Origin of the sequence: Paenibacillus camelliae (assembly GCF_023715345.1) — a bacterium.
GTDB lineage: Bacteria > Bacillota > Bacilli > Paenibacillales > Paenibacillaceae > Pristimantibacillus > Pristimantibacillus camelliae.
This window is the reverse complement of the sequence record NZ_JAMBNY010000016.1, coordinates 55148-70858: the sequence shown is the minus strand read 5'-3', so window position 1 is coordinate 70858 and position 15711 is coordinate 55148. Positions and strand designations below refer to the sequence as shown.

The window sequence follows — 15711 nt, the reverse complement described above, 5'->3', positions numbered from 1 at the left end:
TCTCTTACTATCGTTGATTAGTTAGCTACAATATTTACAAGCTTACCTTTTACGGCAATAACTTTTCGAACAGTTTTTCCTTGAATAAGCTCTGCAACCTTAGGCAGCTGCTTCGCTTGTTCTTCCATGCCTGCTTCATCTAAGTCTGCAGCAATCGATAAACGCTCTACTATTTTACCATTTACTTGAACGACAATTTCCACTTGCTGATCTACAGTCCAAGCTTCATCAAACGTAGGCCATGCTTGATACGTAATCGTACCTGAATGTCCAAGCAGCTCCCATAGTTCTTCAGCTAAATGAGGTGCGAATGGCGCAATCATTTTAACGAAGTCTTCCATCGCTTTGCGAGGCAGCACATCAGCTTTATACGCTTCATTAACAAAGATCATCATTTGGCTGATCGCTGTATTAAATCGTAGATGCTCTACATCGTCCGTAATTTTCTTAATCGAACGGTGCCATGTACGCATAAAGGCTTCGCTAGCTTGCTCTGTATCGGAAATACGTGGGTTAAGCGCACCAGATTCTGTTACGAATAGTCTCCAGATCCGACCTAGGAAACGATAGGAGCCTTCTACCCCGTTCGTGTTCCATGGCTTCGTCGCTTCAAGCGGTCCCATAAACATTTCGTAAATGCGCAGTGTATCTGCACCATACTCGTTTACGATATCGTCAGGGTTAATGACATTACCACGTGATTTAGACATTTTTTCATTGTTCGTACCTAGAATCATTCCTTGGTTAACAAGCTTTTGGAATGGTTCTTTTGTATTTACAACGCCAATATCATAAAGTACTTTATGCCAGAAGCGAGCATATAACAGATGCAGCACCGCATGCTCAGCACCACCGATATACAGATCAACTGGTAGCCATTCTGCTTGTTTCTCAGGTGAGCAAATCTGCTCTGTATTTTTTGGATCGATAAAGCGCAGATAATACCAGCAGCTTCCCGCCCATTGCGGCATCGTATTCGTCTCGCGACGCGCCTTCATACCTGTCTCTGGATCAATGGTGTTCACCCAGTCCTCAACATTAGCAAGCGGTGACTCACCTGTGCCTGAAGGCTGAATCGCATCCACATCAGGAAGCAATAATGGAAGCTGATCCTCCGGAACAGTTTTCATTGTGCCGTCCTCAAGATGTAGAATTGGAATTGGCTCTCCCCAATAACGTTGACGTGAAAACAGCCAATCTCTCAAGCGATATGTCACCTTCGCTTTTCCTTTGCCTGTTTCCTCTAGATGCTTAATCATCGCAGCGATAGCATCTTCATTGTTAAGACCGTTCAAAAACTCAGAGTTGACATGAGCTCCATCGCCTGTGTAGGCTTCCTTAGATATGTCTCCACCAGAAACGACCTCTATAATTGGCAGCTCAAATTGCGTAGCAAACTCATAGTCACGGGAATCGTGACCAGGTACAGCCATAATCGCACCAGTGCCGTAGCCTGCTAATACATAATCAGCAATCCAGATCGGAAGCTTAGCTCCGTTAACTGGGTTAATCGCATATGCACCAGTAAAGACACCTGTTTTTTCCTTCGCTAGATCCGTACGTTCAAGATCAGACTTACGAGCTGCTGTCTCTTGATATGCTTCTACAACAGCTTTTTGCTCTTCTGTTGTAATTTGCGCTACAAGGCTATGCTCAGGCGCTAGTACGCAATAAGTTGCTCCAAATAGAGTATCCGGACGTGTCGTAAATACGACAAGCGACTCATCATGACCATCAATAGAGAATGTTACTTCTGCACCGGTAGATTTGCCGATCCAGTTGCGCTGCATGTCTTTAATGCTTTCTGACCAATCAAGCTCCTCTAGGTCTTCTAGCAAGCGCTCTGCATATTCCGTAATTTTCAGTACCCACTGACGCATTGGTTTGCGAATAACGGGGTGACCACCACGCTCACTAAGGCCATCGATAACTTCTTCATTAGCAAGCACGGTACCAAGCGCTGGACACCAGTTAACAGGCACCTCATCAACATACGCTAAGCCTCTGTTATAAAGCTGAATAAAAATCCACTGCGTCCATTTATAATATTCTGGATCTGTCGTACTAATTTCACGATCCCAGTCGTAAGAGAAGCCGAGTGACTTAATCTGACGACGGAAATTATCAATGTTAACAAATGTAATATCTCTTGGATGCTGACCTGTATTCAGCGCATGCTGCTCCGCAGGTAGACCGAAGGCATCCCAGCCCATCGGATGGAGCACATTATAGCCTTGCATACGTTTGTAGCGCGAGACGATATCTGTTGCGGTATAGCCCTCTGGATGTCCGACATGCAAGCCAGCGCCAGATGGATAAGGAAACATATCAAGCGCGTAAAACTTCGGCTTATTTTTGTCCTCGCCTGTTTTAAATGTTTTGTTCTCATCCCAATACTTTTGCCATTTTGGTTCAATCGATAATGGACTGTAGCCATGTCTTGATTGCTCTTGACTCATTGATACTCCTCCTTTAATGTACACAAAAAAACCTCTCTCCCCGCGGATTAACGCTAGGGACGAGAGGATTGCTCACGTGGTACCACCCTAGTTAACAGCCGTATGCTATACGAGCTGTTCACTTTATTGTCTTTATCGCAGACATACGGTGTATTTACCATAATTGGTGTTCATACACTGCTCCAAGGCGAGTTCCGCTCGTTCAAGCACCGGCTTTCACCAACCGCCGGTTCTCTGAAGCTTGAGATCGATCATACTATTCCTCTTCGTTGCATTACTGTTTACATTTATAATTGATTATATTAATCCTGCAAAGCAGTGTCAAGTCAAGAGACATGAGGTGCCTCCTCAGTTGTATCGGGTAAATCCTGCTGCTTACTCGGAGGATAACTTGAAAGGTAGCTGTTAAGTGCAAGCCCAAGCAATATTAAATGAATGAGCACACCACTTACTGCTTCCCCCCCCTGCATAAACAGTGCCATAAACCAAAGACTTACAATCGGCAGCTGAAGCACGAATACGACGGCCACCACGATTTCCAGCTGCTTGTCGATCATTTTAACGTTGGTAAACTTTCTAGCTGGAATGGACAGCGCCAGAAGCACGCCCAGTGCTAACAGCACGTACCCCCATACTTGCAGGCTTATATATAACGACCCTTTATTAATTCCAAGAATTTGATAATCGAACCATCTATACCATGTATAATTTATGCCGCACACACATGACAGTCCAGCAACTAGAGCTACTTGCCACACTCGGTAGAACATTGGCTGCACCACACTTTCTTCATTGTTTCGTAGTTTTATTGACGTTGCTTATGTAGTCCAAAACGTACAATATGATCATGAAGACCAAGTTGCTGCAAAACCTTATATTGATAAGGGCCGAGTAAATCAAAATGCGGATATTTATCTCTATAATGAATATATTGAGGATCTAAATGATGCTCGATGCACCATGAAGCAAGCTTATTGACATCACGACAGCCAACTTTCGTAACGGTTCGGCTGTTTGGGAAGCGTGCATCTCGCCAATAATGAGTTAAAAAAGCGATTTCGCCTTGGTCGATAGCTGCTTTCCAAGCTTCTAATTCAGCTCGCGTGATACCGAATGCGATAAGAAACACCTCCATTTTGCTGAGTGAAAAAATAACACAGATACTTTAGCATAACATATGAAAGCAAATGATGCACTCATTGGTTACAACTGGTATACTAATACAGATGAAAAGAAATGAGGACATATCGTGATGACAAACAAATTTATTCAATTAGGAGTAACCGAGCAGCTTGCTACCCAACTGCAGCTACATGGAATCTCCGAGCCTACCCCGATTCAAGCAGAAGCTATACCCGCATTGCTGAACGGAGCAGATCTTATTGCTAAAGCTCAGACAGGTACAGGCAAAACTCTAGCCTTTATCTTACCCATTTTAATGCAGGTACGAACGGACAAAGATCAAGTACAGGCACTAATCTTAACACCGACACGCGAGCTCGCGATTCAAATTACTAGTGAGTTAAAGAAATTAGCTAGCGTAGTTAACGCATCTGTTCTTGCCTGCTATGGTGGACAAGATGTTATCGCGCAGGTTAAGAAGCTTAAAAACGCTCCACAAATCGTCGTTGCAACACCTGGTCGATTATTAGACCATCTTAGACGCGGCAGCATGAATATTGGAAAGCTAACGCATATGGTGCTAGATGAAGCCGACCAAATGCTCCATATGGGATTTTTGCCTGAAGTCGAATCGATTCTTATGCAAACACCTAAAGCAAAGCAATCGATGCTGTTCTCGGCAACGATGCCTGACGCTATCCGCAACCTCGCTGGTTCGCTGATGAACAAGCCGCAATATATTGAGATCAAGTCTCAGCAAGTCACGCTTGATAACATTAAGCAGCGTGTCGTGATGACAACTGACCGAGCAAAGCAAGGTGCGCTTATTCAGCTGCTTCGCACAAACAACCCTTTTTTAGCGGTTATTTTCTGCCGTACGAAGCTGCGTGCTTCAAAGCTAACGGAGGCTTTGCAGGATGAAGGCTTCAATGCTGACGAGCTCCATGGCGACTTGACACAGGCTAAGCGTGAGCAAGTAATGAAACGCTTTAGAGATATGAAGCTTCAGATCCTTGTTGCTACCGATGTTGCTGCACGTGGTCTAGACGTTGAAGGAGTATCCCATGTCTATAACTACGATATGCCGCTAGACGCTGAAAGCTATATTCATCGTATCGGTCGTACTGGACGAGCTGGTCATGCTGGCTATGCGATTACCCTTGCTACCGCTAGAGATGCTAATAAGCTGGAAGCTATTGAACGAAGCATTAAGCAAAGAATTGTCCGACGTGAGCTGGAACAAGACGGGACATCTGTAAGTTCATCCGCAGCAAAATCTCGCATGAACTCTGCTCGTAAGCAGCCTTCGAAAGGTAGACAGGATAGAGCATCTTCATCACCAGCTTCAGCAGATGTGGGCAAATCGAGACCGAAGACAAAGAAAAATAGTCCTTGGGAAATTACACAAGCTGATCTTGATTTGGCCAAGGGTATAAAACCTAGATCAACCAAGAAATCATCTTCGACTCGCTCAAACAACAGCAGTAGATCACGAAATCAAGCAAGCAAGCCCGGTCGATCCGGTGGAAGAGGACGTAGATAAGACCGTAAATCATTAACATCAGGGCAAATTGGACTTACTTGAAGCTGTAAATGATACAGCATTCAGGCTTTCAATCTGCCCTTTCTTCATGTCATTTCATATGATACGGCATAGGCCCGATTTCTTCCTTCCCGCTTCGCACGATAAAGCTGCTGATCCGCTGCATCGATGAGCTCAGTCTCGAAGCGAAATTGCGCCCTATGATCGAGAGTCGCAACACCTAAGCTAATTGTGGCATAGCGTTCATTCTGTCTCCCCTCATGAAGCAGCTTCGCATCCTCCACAGCAGCTCTCATACACTCTGCAATTTTAACGGCTTCTTCCTGCAGCGTATATGGAAGTACTACGACAAATTCCTCTCCACCAAAGCGAGCATATAAGCTGTTTGGCGGTAGCTTTTGACTTGTTATATGGACAATTTCCTTAATGAGTTTATCACCCTGTAAATGACCGTAGTAATCGTTATATTTCTTAAATTCATCCAGATCAAGCACAATAACCGATAGAGGTGTCCGTTGATCAAGTGCTTCCTGAAACGCTTGCCGAAAAAAAGCATTAAAGCGATGCCGGTTGTACAATCCCGTCAAGCTATCAATGGTCGCTTGGTGTGCCAGTTGCTCATTGGCAAGCTTCAGCTCTCTTGTTCTTACATTCACCTGCTCATCCAATGTCGCATTCATTAGCGTTAAACTATTGTTGAGATCCTCTGTTTCTTGGACCTTATTCGCATAGCTTTTACTCATAATAAACACTTGAGCGACAACATAGACGCCTACGGCAAGCAAGGATAGTTTTATAGAATGTATCCAGCCAAGCGACATCATATAATCGTTTAATAAGCCAAGAGCTACAACAATTAGTCCAATCAGATTAGGTGAATCATGAATTTCTAGGTCTTTAAAGCTAATTCGTATGATATAGATGGCATACGCTGCGACAAATAACGACAAATAAAAAACATACTGAAACAGCTGCTGAAACATAATGGGCTTAGTTACAATCGTTAATAGCATAATAAGCACCGTTACAGCAAATACGCTCGTTAATACTCGCTTAGAAAACTTGGGATACCATTGAGAGAATAACAGAATGAGCATTAACAGACTTGCCTCAGCAAATAAATATTCTAGCCTTGTTCCCCACTCAAATGAAACGCGTAGCAACGTTAATGTATAAAAGAATGGATCTCCAAAAAAAGCTTGAACCGCATAACTAATGCAAAACAGTCCAAAAATTAAAAATTCCCTTTCTTGCCTACGAAACCAAGCAAAAAGAATGGTGAAGATTCCCATAATTACAATACAGCCGATGACAAATAGCATCCAAATAACGTTGGTATAGAAATTTTGTCCGACGACTGCAGCATCACCGATATACATCGAATTCTCAAGGCCACCACGCAAATCGTTAAAGCTCGATATCTGTAGCGTCAACAGAATCTCTTCTGTAATTGGAACGAAGTAGCCAAGCATAGGTGACATTTCTGTTCGATGCTCTAAAGCATTCGTGCCAACGGTACCATTACTAGCTATTTCAACCCGATCCGCGAATAGCTTATAGGCGCTATATTGAAAAGGGATGTGAATGGCAAGTGTTCTTCCGATATATTCTTCAGGTATCTTGACCCTCGTTGCATAGGTGCCAAAAGTATCGGAAGCTCCAATCTGTTTTTTAAATGAGCTAGGGATATGTACGGTACTCGTCTGATCTCTTATAATGTAATGATAAACGTCAGTTGGCGAGAGTAGTTTTTCTTCAAAAAAGAACCATTCACCATCTAAATCAGCATAAAATTCATGTTCGAAGCCCGTGCTTAAATTCAATAATGCTGGAATTCGATCTTCATGATCGGGAGCTTCTGCCATACTCAATGGTGTGAATAACGTCAAAATTATAAATAATAACAAAGTAATGGATATTATGAAGCTAATAAGCTTTCGAGGCCATGGAGTCTTTACGATCATTGCGCGCTCACCTCTTTCGCCCACCCCTTTGATTGAATATACAACAGTCTATCATAGTTATCATTGAAGAAAATCTGGAAAATTGTACTTGTAACTCAGGTAAAGCTTAGCGAGAGGCGTTGTAATTTTAATCAATCATTTCTTGTAGTCGCTACATAAATTTTACACCGATATCTGAAAATAACAATATTAAAAACTAGAAACATATTAAAAAAGCCCAATCGAATTCTATAGATTTCGACTGGACTTCTTCAGTGTGCGAGATATGCTCGCTACTTCAGTTGCTGTGCTTTCAGCTGATGGAATGCCTTCCTATGCTTCCTGCGAAACGCAAGCGGTAAGCGCGTATTGACCGCAGACTCAATTCGCTCAGCTGAGGCGTTACTGCAGCGCTTGCATACACTCAGCTGCGTGCCATCAGCTTTTTTAACAGTTTCGAGCAGCTTGGTACGTGTCGCCAAACAGATGGGGCATGTACCGCGAGATCTTGAAGGCTGCTTGTACAATGATTTACCTCGGTTATTTTTGGCCATAATATACCTCCGCATTTAAGGTGCATTCACTAGAATTACATACCTCTACTATTATTAATGCGGCAGATTAGATATTTATGACTCTATGATCGCGATCACTGAAATTTAGATTATCACTTTGCACGATGCTGCTTAAGCAGCTCGACTTCTTCATCAGTTAGCTCACGATAGTGACCAAGCGCTAATGCTGGGTCAAGCTCAAGCGGTCCCATCGATATGCGATTAAGCGTTAGCACCTTCTTGCCAACGCTCTGAAACATGCGTTTGACCTGATGAAATTTCCCTTCTGTTATCGTTAGTCTTATCCAGCTGATTACATCGTCCTCACGCTCTTCATGTGATAGAATAGTTAGCTTAGCTGGTCGAGTAACGTAGCCATCATCCAACGTAACGCCTTGCTCAAAAGCAAGCTGATCCTCCACCGTTACCTTTCCTAGAACACAAGCCTCATACGTTTTATCTACATGCTTTTTCGGGGATAACAGCTCATGTGCCAGCTGTCCATCATTCGTAAGCAGCAACAGCCCTGTCGTATCTTTATCAAGACGACCAACAGGAAATGGCTTTAACAGCACATCTTCTGGATCAAGCAAATCAATGACCGTACGTTCACGTCCATCCTCCGTAGCTGAAATAACTCCTTGAGGCTTATTCAGCATAATATAAATGACCGAACGATAGCTAACAATCTCACCATCAAAGGCAACGATGTCAACTGCTGGATTAACGATGATCCCGCTATCCTTTATTTTCTGTTCATTGACAAGTACTCTCCCCTGCTTTACTGCCTTCTTAATCTCACTTCGTGTACCGTACCCTGCATGTGCGAGCAGTTTATCCACCCGAAGCTTCTCACTCAATTACATCATCCTCCAACCTGCTGGAAGCTCATTTTTTATCATGCCATCCATGTACTTTCCGAATCCGACTGGAAATCGATTTACGCAAACCAACACAAAGCCATTGCATTTCAGTTCTCCATTAATCTGCAGCTGCTCTTCCTTAACAAATATCGTTTCGCCTCTTAGATATCGCAGCAGCAGCTCACTATCAGGGGAGAGTGAAAGCACACGTGTCGCCTCTTCTGGTCGAATACCCATTGCAAGTGGATGATAGGGAAGGAATTTATTATTTTTAATCTCACCGATCATCCAGCCTGCACGCGCAACCTTTAAGCCGTCAAGATTAGGCAGCTCGTAGGGCTGTACAAAAACTCTATCACCTATTAATACCGCTCGCATGGGCTCATACCCTGTAAGCAGCACATTATCCTGCTGAAACTGCTGCCATAGCATTTGCAAATTTATCTCTGTAGTTTTTGGCTTTTTTGACTGTTGTTTTTGTACCGCTTGCTTAGCTTTAGGTTTCGATTGATAACGATTGTGCTCATTGTTGTGAAAAGGCTCAGGCCAAGCAATACGAAGCTCGCTCAATTCCTGATCTGCTTGCTGAGGTGGGATATATGGTTCCCCTTGTTTCCTCAACACGGCTACAAAATGCCCTTCCCCCTTCATATGGTGAGGCCATAAACGAATTGTCCCTGCAATGCTTTGCATCTGCTCCTCGTCAAGCATTGCTTTTGTCTCTGCTGACACCCATTGTGGCTTACCGCTGGTCCATCCAAATTTCGGCTCAATTGGGACGATACTAAATTCAGGATGCTGTGCAATGAATTGTGCAATTTGCTCTTCGTTCTCTTCTGGCGAGAACGTACAGGTTGAGTATACCATACGTCCACCTGGTGCAAGCATTAATGCAAGCTCTTCTAGTATTTCACGTTGCATATTAGAGCAACGTTCAACAGAATAGGAGTTCCACTCCTCAATCATTGCCGGCTGCTTTCTAAACATTCCTTCACCTGAGCATGGTGCATCAACGAGAATTCGATCGAACCAGCCGATAAATCGTTTAGCGATATTGGCGGGATGCTCATTCAACACAACCGCATTACGAACCCCTGCAAGCTCAAGATTTTTAATTAACGGCTTCAAGCGCTCTGTCGCAATGTCATTACTCACTAATGTACCTTGCTGCTGAAGCTTGGATGCGATCTGTGTTGATTTACCGCCTGGAGCGGCACACAAATCTAGCACTCTATGACCTGGCTGAACGTCAAGCAGCTCTACAGGAACCATTGCACTTGGCTCTTGAATGTAATATAAGCCTGCATGGTAATATGGATGCTTCCCTGGGCGTATATCTTCATTATAGTAATAGGCACTCTCACACCAAGGAATCTGAGCTTGGTAGGTTTGCGTATCCTCTGGTAACGATCCCCATTCCGAGACTTTAATTTTCAGTTCATTTAGTCGTAATCCGTAATAGCGATGCTCATTATAGGAAGCTATAAACTGCTCATATTCTTCACCGAGCAGCAGCTTCATTTTTTGAACAAACATGTCTGGCAGATCTATCTTCATGCATAACCCCCATTAGCTGTAGAAAATTTTCATCTACTATAGTTTTCGTGTATAATATAAAAAAGTAAGAGACTTATCACTTATAATCCTATTATTCGGAGGTAACAAGCCTGTGAACAAAAAAAAGAAAAAAAATAAGACGGTGTTTATTTACATTGGCATCATCGTTCTATTGCTCGTTGGTATCGTCGTCATCAACAACCTCGAACCGGACAATGCTCTTTACGGCAAGCCGTCAAGCGAGTTGAATCCAGCTACTCGTGAACTTTTGAAAGACGAGAATTACCAGAATATTATATTACCTGCAGCGCTCGATGAAAAGGTTGAAAATAAGGAAGATTTTATCGTCTATATGTTTTCTTCCACATGCATCTACTGTAAACAAACAACACCACAAATTATGCCAATTGTTAATGAGCTTGGCGTAGAAATGCATCAGTTTAATGTGCTGGAGTTCCCTGAGTATCAAACGAAATATAATGTGGAATTCACACCAACGTTAATCTACTTCGAAGATGGTGTTGAGAAAGAACGCATCGTCGGTGGTGTAACAGTAGAAGGCTCTAATCAAGGTTCGAGCTTGGAAGAATTCCGAGCATTTTTTGAAAAATACAAAGGCTAAGAAAAGGAGTAGGGAATGAACGATATGAATGTTGATGCTGATCAGCATGAGCAACAGTCGTCCAAGCATTCAAGTCTCATGTATTTATTTTTGCTTGGCTTTGCAATCATTACATTTCTTGCTGCCTGCAGCTTGAGTGAGAAGGAATCCACTCACGTGCATCAAGTAGGCTCAGAGACGTGGGAGACGACGGCCTCTGCCGAGGAGCTGCCTCAATTTCTAGAGCAGCAAACAGAGCTTACTGCTTCACTATATGGTGAAGTCGTAGATCATGCACATCATATGCACGAGCTTCCTTGCTATTGCGGATGTATGGACGGGACCGACATTGACGAGCCTCATGATTCGTTACTGAGGTGCTATATGGTTGAGCAGTCAGATGACGGACCAATTACCTGGACCGATCACAGTACAACCTGCGGGATCTGTAAGCAAGAGCTGCAGCTTGTAGTAGAAATGGCTGACTCGGGAAGCAGCCTAGAAGAAATCAAGCTTGCAATTGACGAGCAGTTTAAACATTAATTCATCTATAAAGCTAAAGCACGGGATCTCACTGATGAGATCCCGTGCTTTTGTTTAGAGCGGATTGTTTTTTCTTGCTTGTGCAATATCTGCAACTAGCTCTAATGAAAGCTGCTCTAACGCTTCATAGTCCTCCAAGTCGAACAGCTCGTTGAACTTATTTTGATACTGTGCGGCAAGCCTTACCTGGTGAAAGGAGTAAAGCTTCTGAATACCCGATAATATCGTTGCCACACAGCTGGAGTTTTCTTCAAACTTCATTTGCGCATCTAATATTTCTTTTCTTATCGTCGTCATCTCATTGTCTAACAAATTCGCTGCTTCTGCTGCCTTCTGCAGTCGATCCTTAACATCCTCTGGCAAATCCTTCTTATATTTGTAATTTAACGAATGCTCAATCGTTGCCCAAAAATTCATGGCCAGCGTTCTAATTTGGATCTCTGCTAAAATTAATGTATGACCTAATGCGGTTTGAACAGGATACTCAATAATCATATGATAGCTGCGATAACCGCTTTCCTTATAATTAGTTATATAATCCTTCTCATAAACTAGCTTTAAATCCTTGCGCATACGAATGAGAGATGCCACTCGGTAAATATCATCTACAAACTGACACATAATACGTATACCAGCAATGTCCTCGATCCCTAGATGCAATCGATCGTCGCTGACATTTAATCGTTTTGCTTTATCTAAAATACTTGAAATTCGCTTTACTCGACCGGTAACAAATTCAATCGGCGCATAGTCTTCGCGACTTTTAAGCTCAGTTCGCATTGTCTTGAATTTAACCTTAAGCTCTTCAACTGCCTGTTCGTATGGCTGCAAAAATAGACTCCAATCTCTACCGTCCATTTGGCCGCCTCCTGTATTCATCTTTATTTATGATCTGCACCGATTGCTTCCATAATATTAGAGAAGCCGTCTTTACGCATGCATTCCTTTAATCCTGAAGTAAGCTCTTGAAGCAATGCTGGTCCCTTATAAATTAATGCAGTATAAACCTCAACCATCGATGCTCCTGCTCGAATTTTATCGTATGCATCTTGAGCAGTAAAGATTCCACCTGAGCCGATGATTGGAAGTTTTCCTTCTGTAAGCTTGTACACGCTGCGGATGACCTCTGTAGAACGCTCTCTCAACGGCACTCCGCTCAGACCACCTGTCTCTCCTTGATTCGGATGGGATAGTCCTTCCCTTGATAGTGTCGTATTCGTTGCAATAATTCCGTTGATATTACTGTCTTTAATCGTTTGTACGGTATGCTCTAGCTGATCATCCGACATATCAGGAGCAATCTTCACAAAGATTGGCTTTATCTTTGCTTGACGCTGATCCGCTTGGATTTCCATTTCTTCACAAACATGTACGAGCAAATTATGTAGCTCATTCCCATGCTGCAGATCGCGAAGACCTTGCGTATTGGGAGAGCTTATATTGACGACAAAAAAATCACCATGATCATATAATGTTCTTATGCAAGAGCGATAATCCTCATAGGCAAGCTCATTAGCTGTTATTTTATTTTTTCCGATGTTGACAGCTACTGGAATACTGCGATTCTTTCGACGCTGCAGTGCTTTTGCCATCTCCTCGGCACCATGATTATTAAAGCCCATTCGATTAATCAATGCCTCATCTGGTGGCAAGCGAAATAGCCGCGGCTGCTCATTACCAGGCTGCGGCTTAGGTGTTACTGTGCCAGCTTCTACAAATGCAAAGCCAATATTTGAAAATCCATCCGTAGCCACTCCATTCTTATCCAGGCCTGCGGCTAAACCAATCGGATGCATAAACTCCATATCCAATAGCTTGACCTTAAGCTCTGCTGATGGCTTTACTCCATACATCCCATTCATTACTGACAACCCACCGGGAACCTTCCCTGCCATAGATAACCCATCGATAACGAGATGATGTGCTTTCTCTGGATCCATTTTGAAGAAAAATGGCTTTAAAATTTTTCTATATAACAACATGTCCACTCCGTTTCAAGTAAATAATCTCTATCTTTCAGTTTATCGTTTTTGCTCATAAAAAGAAAGTATTGTTCTTCCATTCATGTTAGCGCCTTCATATTGCCAGTCCTATGGAAAACCATTACAATAAGCCTATAGAGACAAATTTGCGATAGAAAGGTTGATTAAATATGAGCGCACCAAAACGCAAGCCAGCAACAATGAAACAAAAGCAACAAGAAGAAGTGAATAAAAAAGCGATATATTGGACAGCGGGCGTAGCTGGAGCTGTCATCGTCATCCTTGCTGCTCTCATTATTATCTTCTCATAATATTAAGCATAAGAAAGCTGCGTGATCAGCCCCTAACAAGAGACAGGTCATGCAGCTTTTTATAACTTATTCCTTTTTGTCATACCTGAATATAAAATTCGTTAACGTCCCGACAATAAAGCTTATAAACAAGGAAGCAACAATACTTAGAACAACAGGTCCAACTATACTTCCTACTCCACCAATGATGTTAAACAAACTAAGCCCAAGCATTATAATAAACGAAATGATGTAGTCTCGCTTGCGAAAATTGCTCAACGTACCACCTCCGATAATCAGGCATACTTCAGCTTACAATAATATCCAATATTTGTAAACAAAAAAACAGCATAGACGTAACATACGCAACATCTACACTGCCTCTTAAGCTTTATTATTCTTCGTTAAACGGTTCGTCCGAAATGTGGATAGAGTCTGTTGGACATCCGTCACAAGCATCCTGCATATCTTCGTACATATCTTCAGGGATTTCTGTAATCCCTCTATTGTTATCTCCATTAAAAATCACTTCGGCTAGCCCTTCATCATCATAGTCATAGATGTCTGGTGCAGTAGCCCCACATGCACCACATGCGATGCAAGTGTCTTTTTCTACCCATGTAAATTTAGCCAACGCTATTCCCTCCTAGTTCTATCACAACAAAAAAACATGTAACCATGAATTCTGTATATATACCAAAAGTTATTATATCACAAAATACAGGCGATTGTGTACTACGTACCAACTTATTCTAAATAATCCCGATCTAATTTTTCCAATGATGTTCCTCGTATTTTTTTATTACGAATCAGACTGGAAGGGTCATCGCTTAACATTCCAGCCGTTAGAACGGCATGTTCACCAAATTTATCTCTTAGCTGATCCATTACTTTAGTTAGTGCTTCCTTCTTAGGCTCTTCCTCATAATTAAATAAATCAAGCTGAATCGCTGCTTCATACTCAGCCTTTAGGTTCTGAAGCGTAACGCCTAACAATCTGACGGGCTCGCCGATCACCCAATGCTTTTCAAACAGCTGCTGAGCATGCTTATACACTTGTTCTAAATTATGCGTGGGGACAGGCATCGTATAAGAACGGGTAATTGTCGACATATCTGGCCTACGAATCGTAATTTGTACGGTCGAAGCAACTAATCGCTGACGCCTTAATCTGCGAGTTGTTTGATCGGACAGGTTTAGTAATACGCGATTTATATCGTCGATATTCGTTAGATCAACTGGTAAAGTTGTTGTATGTCCGATTGATTTACTTGCTTCTTGTTCAGATTTCACTTCGCTATCGTCGATTCCATTGGCAGCTGCCTTCATCCACCCACCTATCACCCCAAAGGACTTCAAAAGCAGCTGATCATCAGCGGCAGCAAGCTCTCCAATTGTGTTGATATGAAGCTTTTTAAGCTTCTCAGCCGTTTTCGCACCGATCCCGAAAAGCTCCTGACAAGGCTTATTCCACAGTAGCTTAGGAACATCTCTTTTTCGCAGAACCGTTATACCGTTAGGTTTTTTCATATCAGATGCCATTTTTGCCAGCAGCTTATTCGGTGCAATTCCAATAGAGCATGGCAATGAAAGCTCCTGAGCAATTCTCTGCTGAATTGTATGAGCAATATCTAATGGCGTGCCGAATATCTTAGACCCAGTTATATCGAGATAGCACTCATCAATGGAAACCTGCTCGATAACTGGTGTATATTGATAAGCAATTTTCATAAATTGCTTCGAGTATTGACGATATAGATCAAAATTAGGTGAGATAAAGATTAAATCAGGCGCAATTCTTTGAGCCTCTCTTACATTCATCCCCGTACGAATACCAAGCTTTCTCGCCTCGTAAGAGCATGTAACGATAATTCCTTTTCTTTTCTCCACGCTACCGGAAACAGCCGTTGCCTTTCCTTTATACTGCTGAGGATCATCAGCACTATGCACGGAACAGTAAAAGGCATTCATATCTATATGCAATATTACCCTTCCGTTCGAAGGATAGTAATCTTGAACGTTTGCCAAGCCGCTCACCTCGTCACCATTTGCAACAATTTATGTCTATACTTTGATGTCTCTTCATATAATTATAGCACAAATGTTCGTATGAACCTATCTCGTGCTATACTTGCATAATTCTCCTATGCATAATTCGTACATTGCTACGTATATTTTTACACGATGCTATCACTTTACAGTTATATAGTGATATAATAAACCAATAATGTTTGTTGTGTACTTGCTATCAGAG

16 protein-coding genes and 1 other annotated feature are annotated in these 15711 nt (G+C 42.4%); of the genes, 4 read left to right on the top strand and 12 right to left on the bottom strand.

What is annotated here, in order from left to right; translation table 11 throughout:
* Positions 1 to 17 precede the first annotated feature (17 nt).
* From leuS to M3180_RS19205, 3 genes are all read right to left on the bottom strand, one after another.
* A complete protein-coding gene (gene leuS, locus M3180_RS19215) occupies positions 18 to 2459 on the bottom strand; it encodes a leucine--tRNA ligase (protein WP_251670511.1) in 2442 nt (813 codons plus the stop codon).
* A 52-nt stretch (positions 2460 to 2511) separates the two neighbouring features.
* Positions 2512 to 2738, bottom strand: a binding site (T-box leader).
* A 47-nt stretch (positions 2739 to 2785) separates the two neighbouring features.
* A complete protein-coding gene (locus tag M3180_RS19210; RefSeq protein ID WP_251670508.1) occupies positions 2786 to 3229 on the bottom strand; it encodes a hypothetical protein in 444 nt (147 codons plus the stop codon).
* Between the two features lie 35 nt (positions 3230 to 3264).
* Positions 3265 to 3579 (bottom strand): hypothetical protein, encoded by a 315-nt coding sequence (locus tag M3180_RS19205; protein ID WP_251670577.1) that lies wholly within the window; start codon positions 3577 to 3579, stop codon positions 3265 to 3267.
* Positions 3580 to 3711: 132 nt separating this feature from the next.
* On the opposite strand from M3180_RS19205, the gene M3180_RS19200 reads away from it, so the two are divergent.
* Entirely contained in the window at positions 3712 to 5124 is a 1413-nt protein-coding gene (locus M3180_RS19200; protein ID WP_251670575.1) for a DEAD/DEAH box helicase, read from the top strand.
* Positions 5125 to 5210: 86 nt separating this feature from the next.
* Here the strand turns inward: M3180_RS19200 and M3180_RS19195 are convergent, their stop codons facing one another.
* From M3180_RS19195 to M3180_RS19180, 4 genes are all read right to left on the bottom strand, one after another.
* Positions 5211 to 7088: a sensor domain-containing diguanylate cyclase gene (locus M3180_RS19195; RefSeq protein WP_251670507.1), complete on the bottom strand. Its 1878-nt coding sequence runs from the start codon at positions 7086 to 7088 to the stop codon at positions 5211 to 5213.
* 272 nt (positions 7089 to 7360) lie between these two features.
* Positions 7361 to 7621, bottom strand: a complete 261-nt coding sequence (locus tag M3180_RS19190; RefSeq protein WP_349774496.1) for a hypothetical protein — start codon at positions 7619 to 7621, stop codon at positions 7361 to 7363.
* A gap of 113 nt (positions 7622 to 7734) precedes the next feature.
* Positions 7735 to 8481, bottom strand: coding sequence for a pseudouridine synthase (locus tag M3180_RS19185; RefSeq protein WP_251670505.1), 747 nt, complete (start codon positions 8479 to 8481; stop codon positions 7735 to 7737).
* Complete coding sequence (locus M3180_RS19180; RefSeq protein WP_251670503.1) at positions 8482 to 10041, bottom strand: RsmB/NOP family class I SAM-dependent RNA methyltransferase; 1560 nt, start codon at positions 10039 to 10041, stop codon at positions 8482 to 8484.
* A gap of 112 nt (positions 10042 to 10153) precedes the next feature.
* Here M3180_RS19180 and M3180_RS19175 point away from each other — a divergent pair, with 112 nt between their 5' ends.
* Entirely contained in the window at positions 10154 to 10663 is a 510-nt protein-coding gene (locus tag M3180_RS19175) for a thioredoxin family protein (RefSeq protein WP_251670501.1), read from the top strand.
* Between the two features lie 15 nt (positions 10664 to 10678).
* A complete protein-coding gene (locus M3180_RS19170; protein ID WP_251670499.1) occupies positions 10679 to 11185 on the top strand; it encodes a PCYCGC domain-containing protein in 507 nt (168 codons plus the stop codon).
* Positions 11186 to 11239: 54 nt separating this feature from the next.
* Here M3180_RS19170 and yjbM read toward each other — a convergent pair whose 3' ends face one another.
* The gene (gene yjbM, locus M3180_RS19165) at positions 11240 to 12043 is read right to left on the bottom strand and encodes a GTP diphosphokinase (RefSeq protein ID WP_251670497.1); all 804 of its coding nucleotides are present in this window, start codon (positions 12041 to 12043) and stop codon (positions 11240 to 11242) included.
* 23 nt (positions 12044 to 12066) lie between these two features.
* On the bottom strand, positions 12067 to 13164 hold the full coding sequence (locus M3180_RS19160) for a quinone-dependent dihydroorotate dehydrogenase (RefSeq protein WP_251670573.1): 1098 nt from the start codon (positions 13162 to 13164) through the stop codon (positions 12067 to 12069).
* Positions 13165 to 13337: 173 nt separating this feature from the next.
* Between M3180_RS19160 and M3180_RS19155 the strand changes: the two genes are divergently transcribed.
* Positions 13338 to 13478 carry a hypothetical protein gene (locus M3180_RS19155; protein WP_251670496.1) on the top strand — a complete coding sequence of 47 codons (141 nt, stop codon included), beginning with the start codon at positions 13338 to 13340 and terminating at the stop codon, positions 13476 to 13478.
* A 66-nt stretch (positions 13479 to 13544) separates the two neighbouring features.
* Here the strand turns inward: M3180_RS19155 and M3180_RS19150 are convergent, their stop codons facing one another.
* The 3 genes from M3180_RS19150 to M3180_RS19140 all read right to left on the bottom strand — a co-directional run bounded on the left by M3180_RS19150 (position 13545) and on the right by M3180_RS19140 (position 15485).
* Positions 13545 to 13736: a hypothetical protein gene (locus tag M3180_RS19150; RefSeq protein WP_251670494.1), complete on the bottom strand. Its 192-nt coding sequence runs from the start codon at positions 13734 to 13736 to the stop codon at positions 13545 to 13547.
* 115 nt (positions 13737 to 13851) lie between these two features.
* On the bottom strand, positions 13852 to 14091 hold the full coding sequence (locus M3180_RS19145) for a ferredoxin (protein WP_251670492.1): 240 nt from the start codon (positions 14089 to 14091) through the stop codon (positions 13852 to 13854).
* A 113-nt stretch (positions 14092 to 14204) separates the two neighbouring features.
* On the bottom strand, positions 14205 to 15485 hold the full coding sequence (locus M3180_RS19140; protein WP_251670491.1) for a DNA polymerase IV: 1281 nt from the start codon (positions 15483 to 15485) through the stop codon (positions 14205 to 14207).
* Positions 15486 to 15711 lie beyond the last annotated feature (226 nt).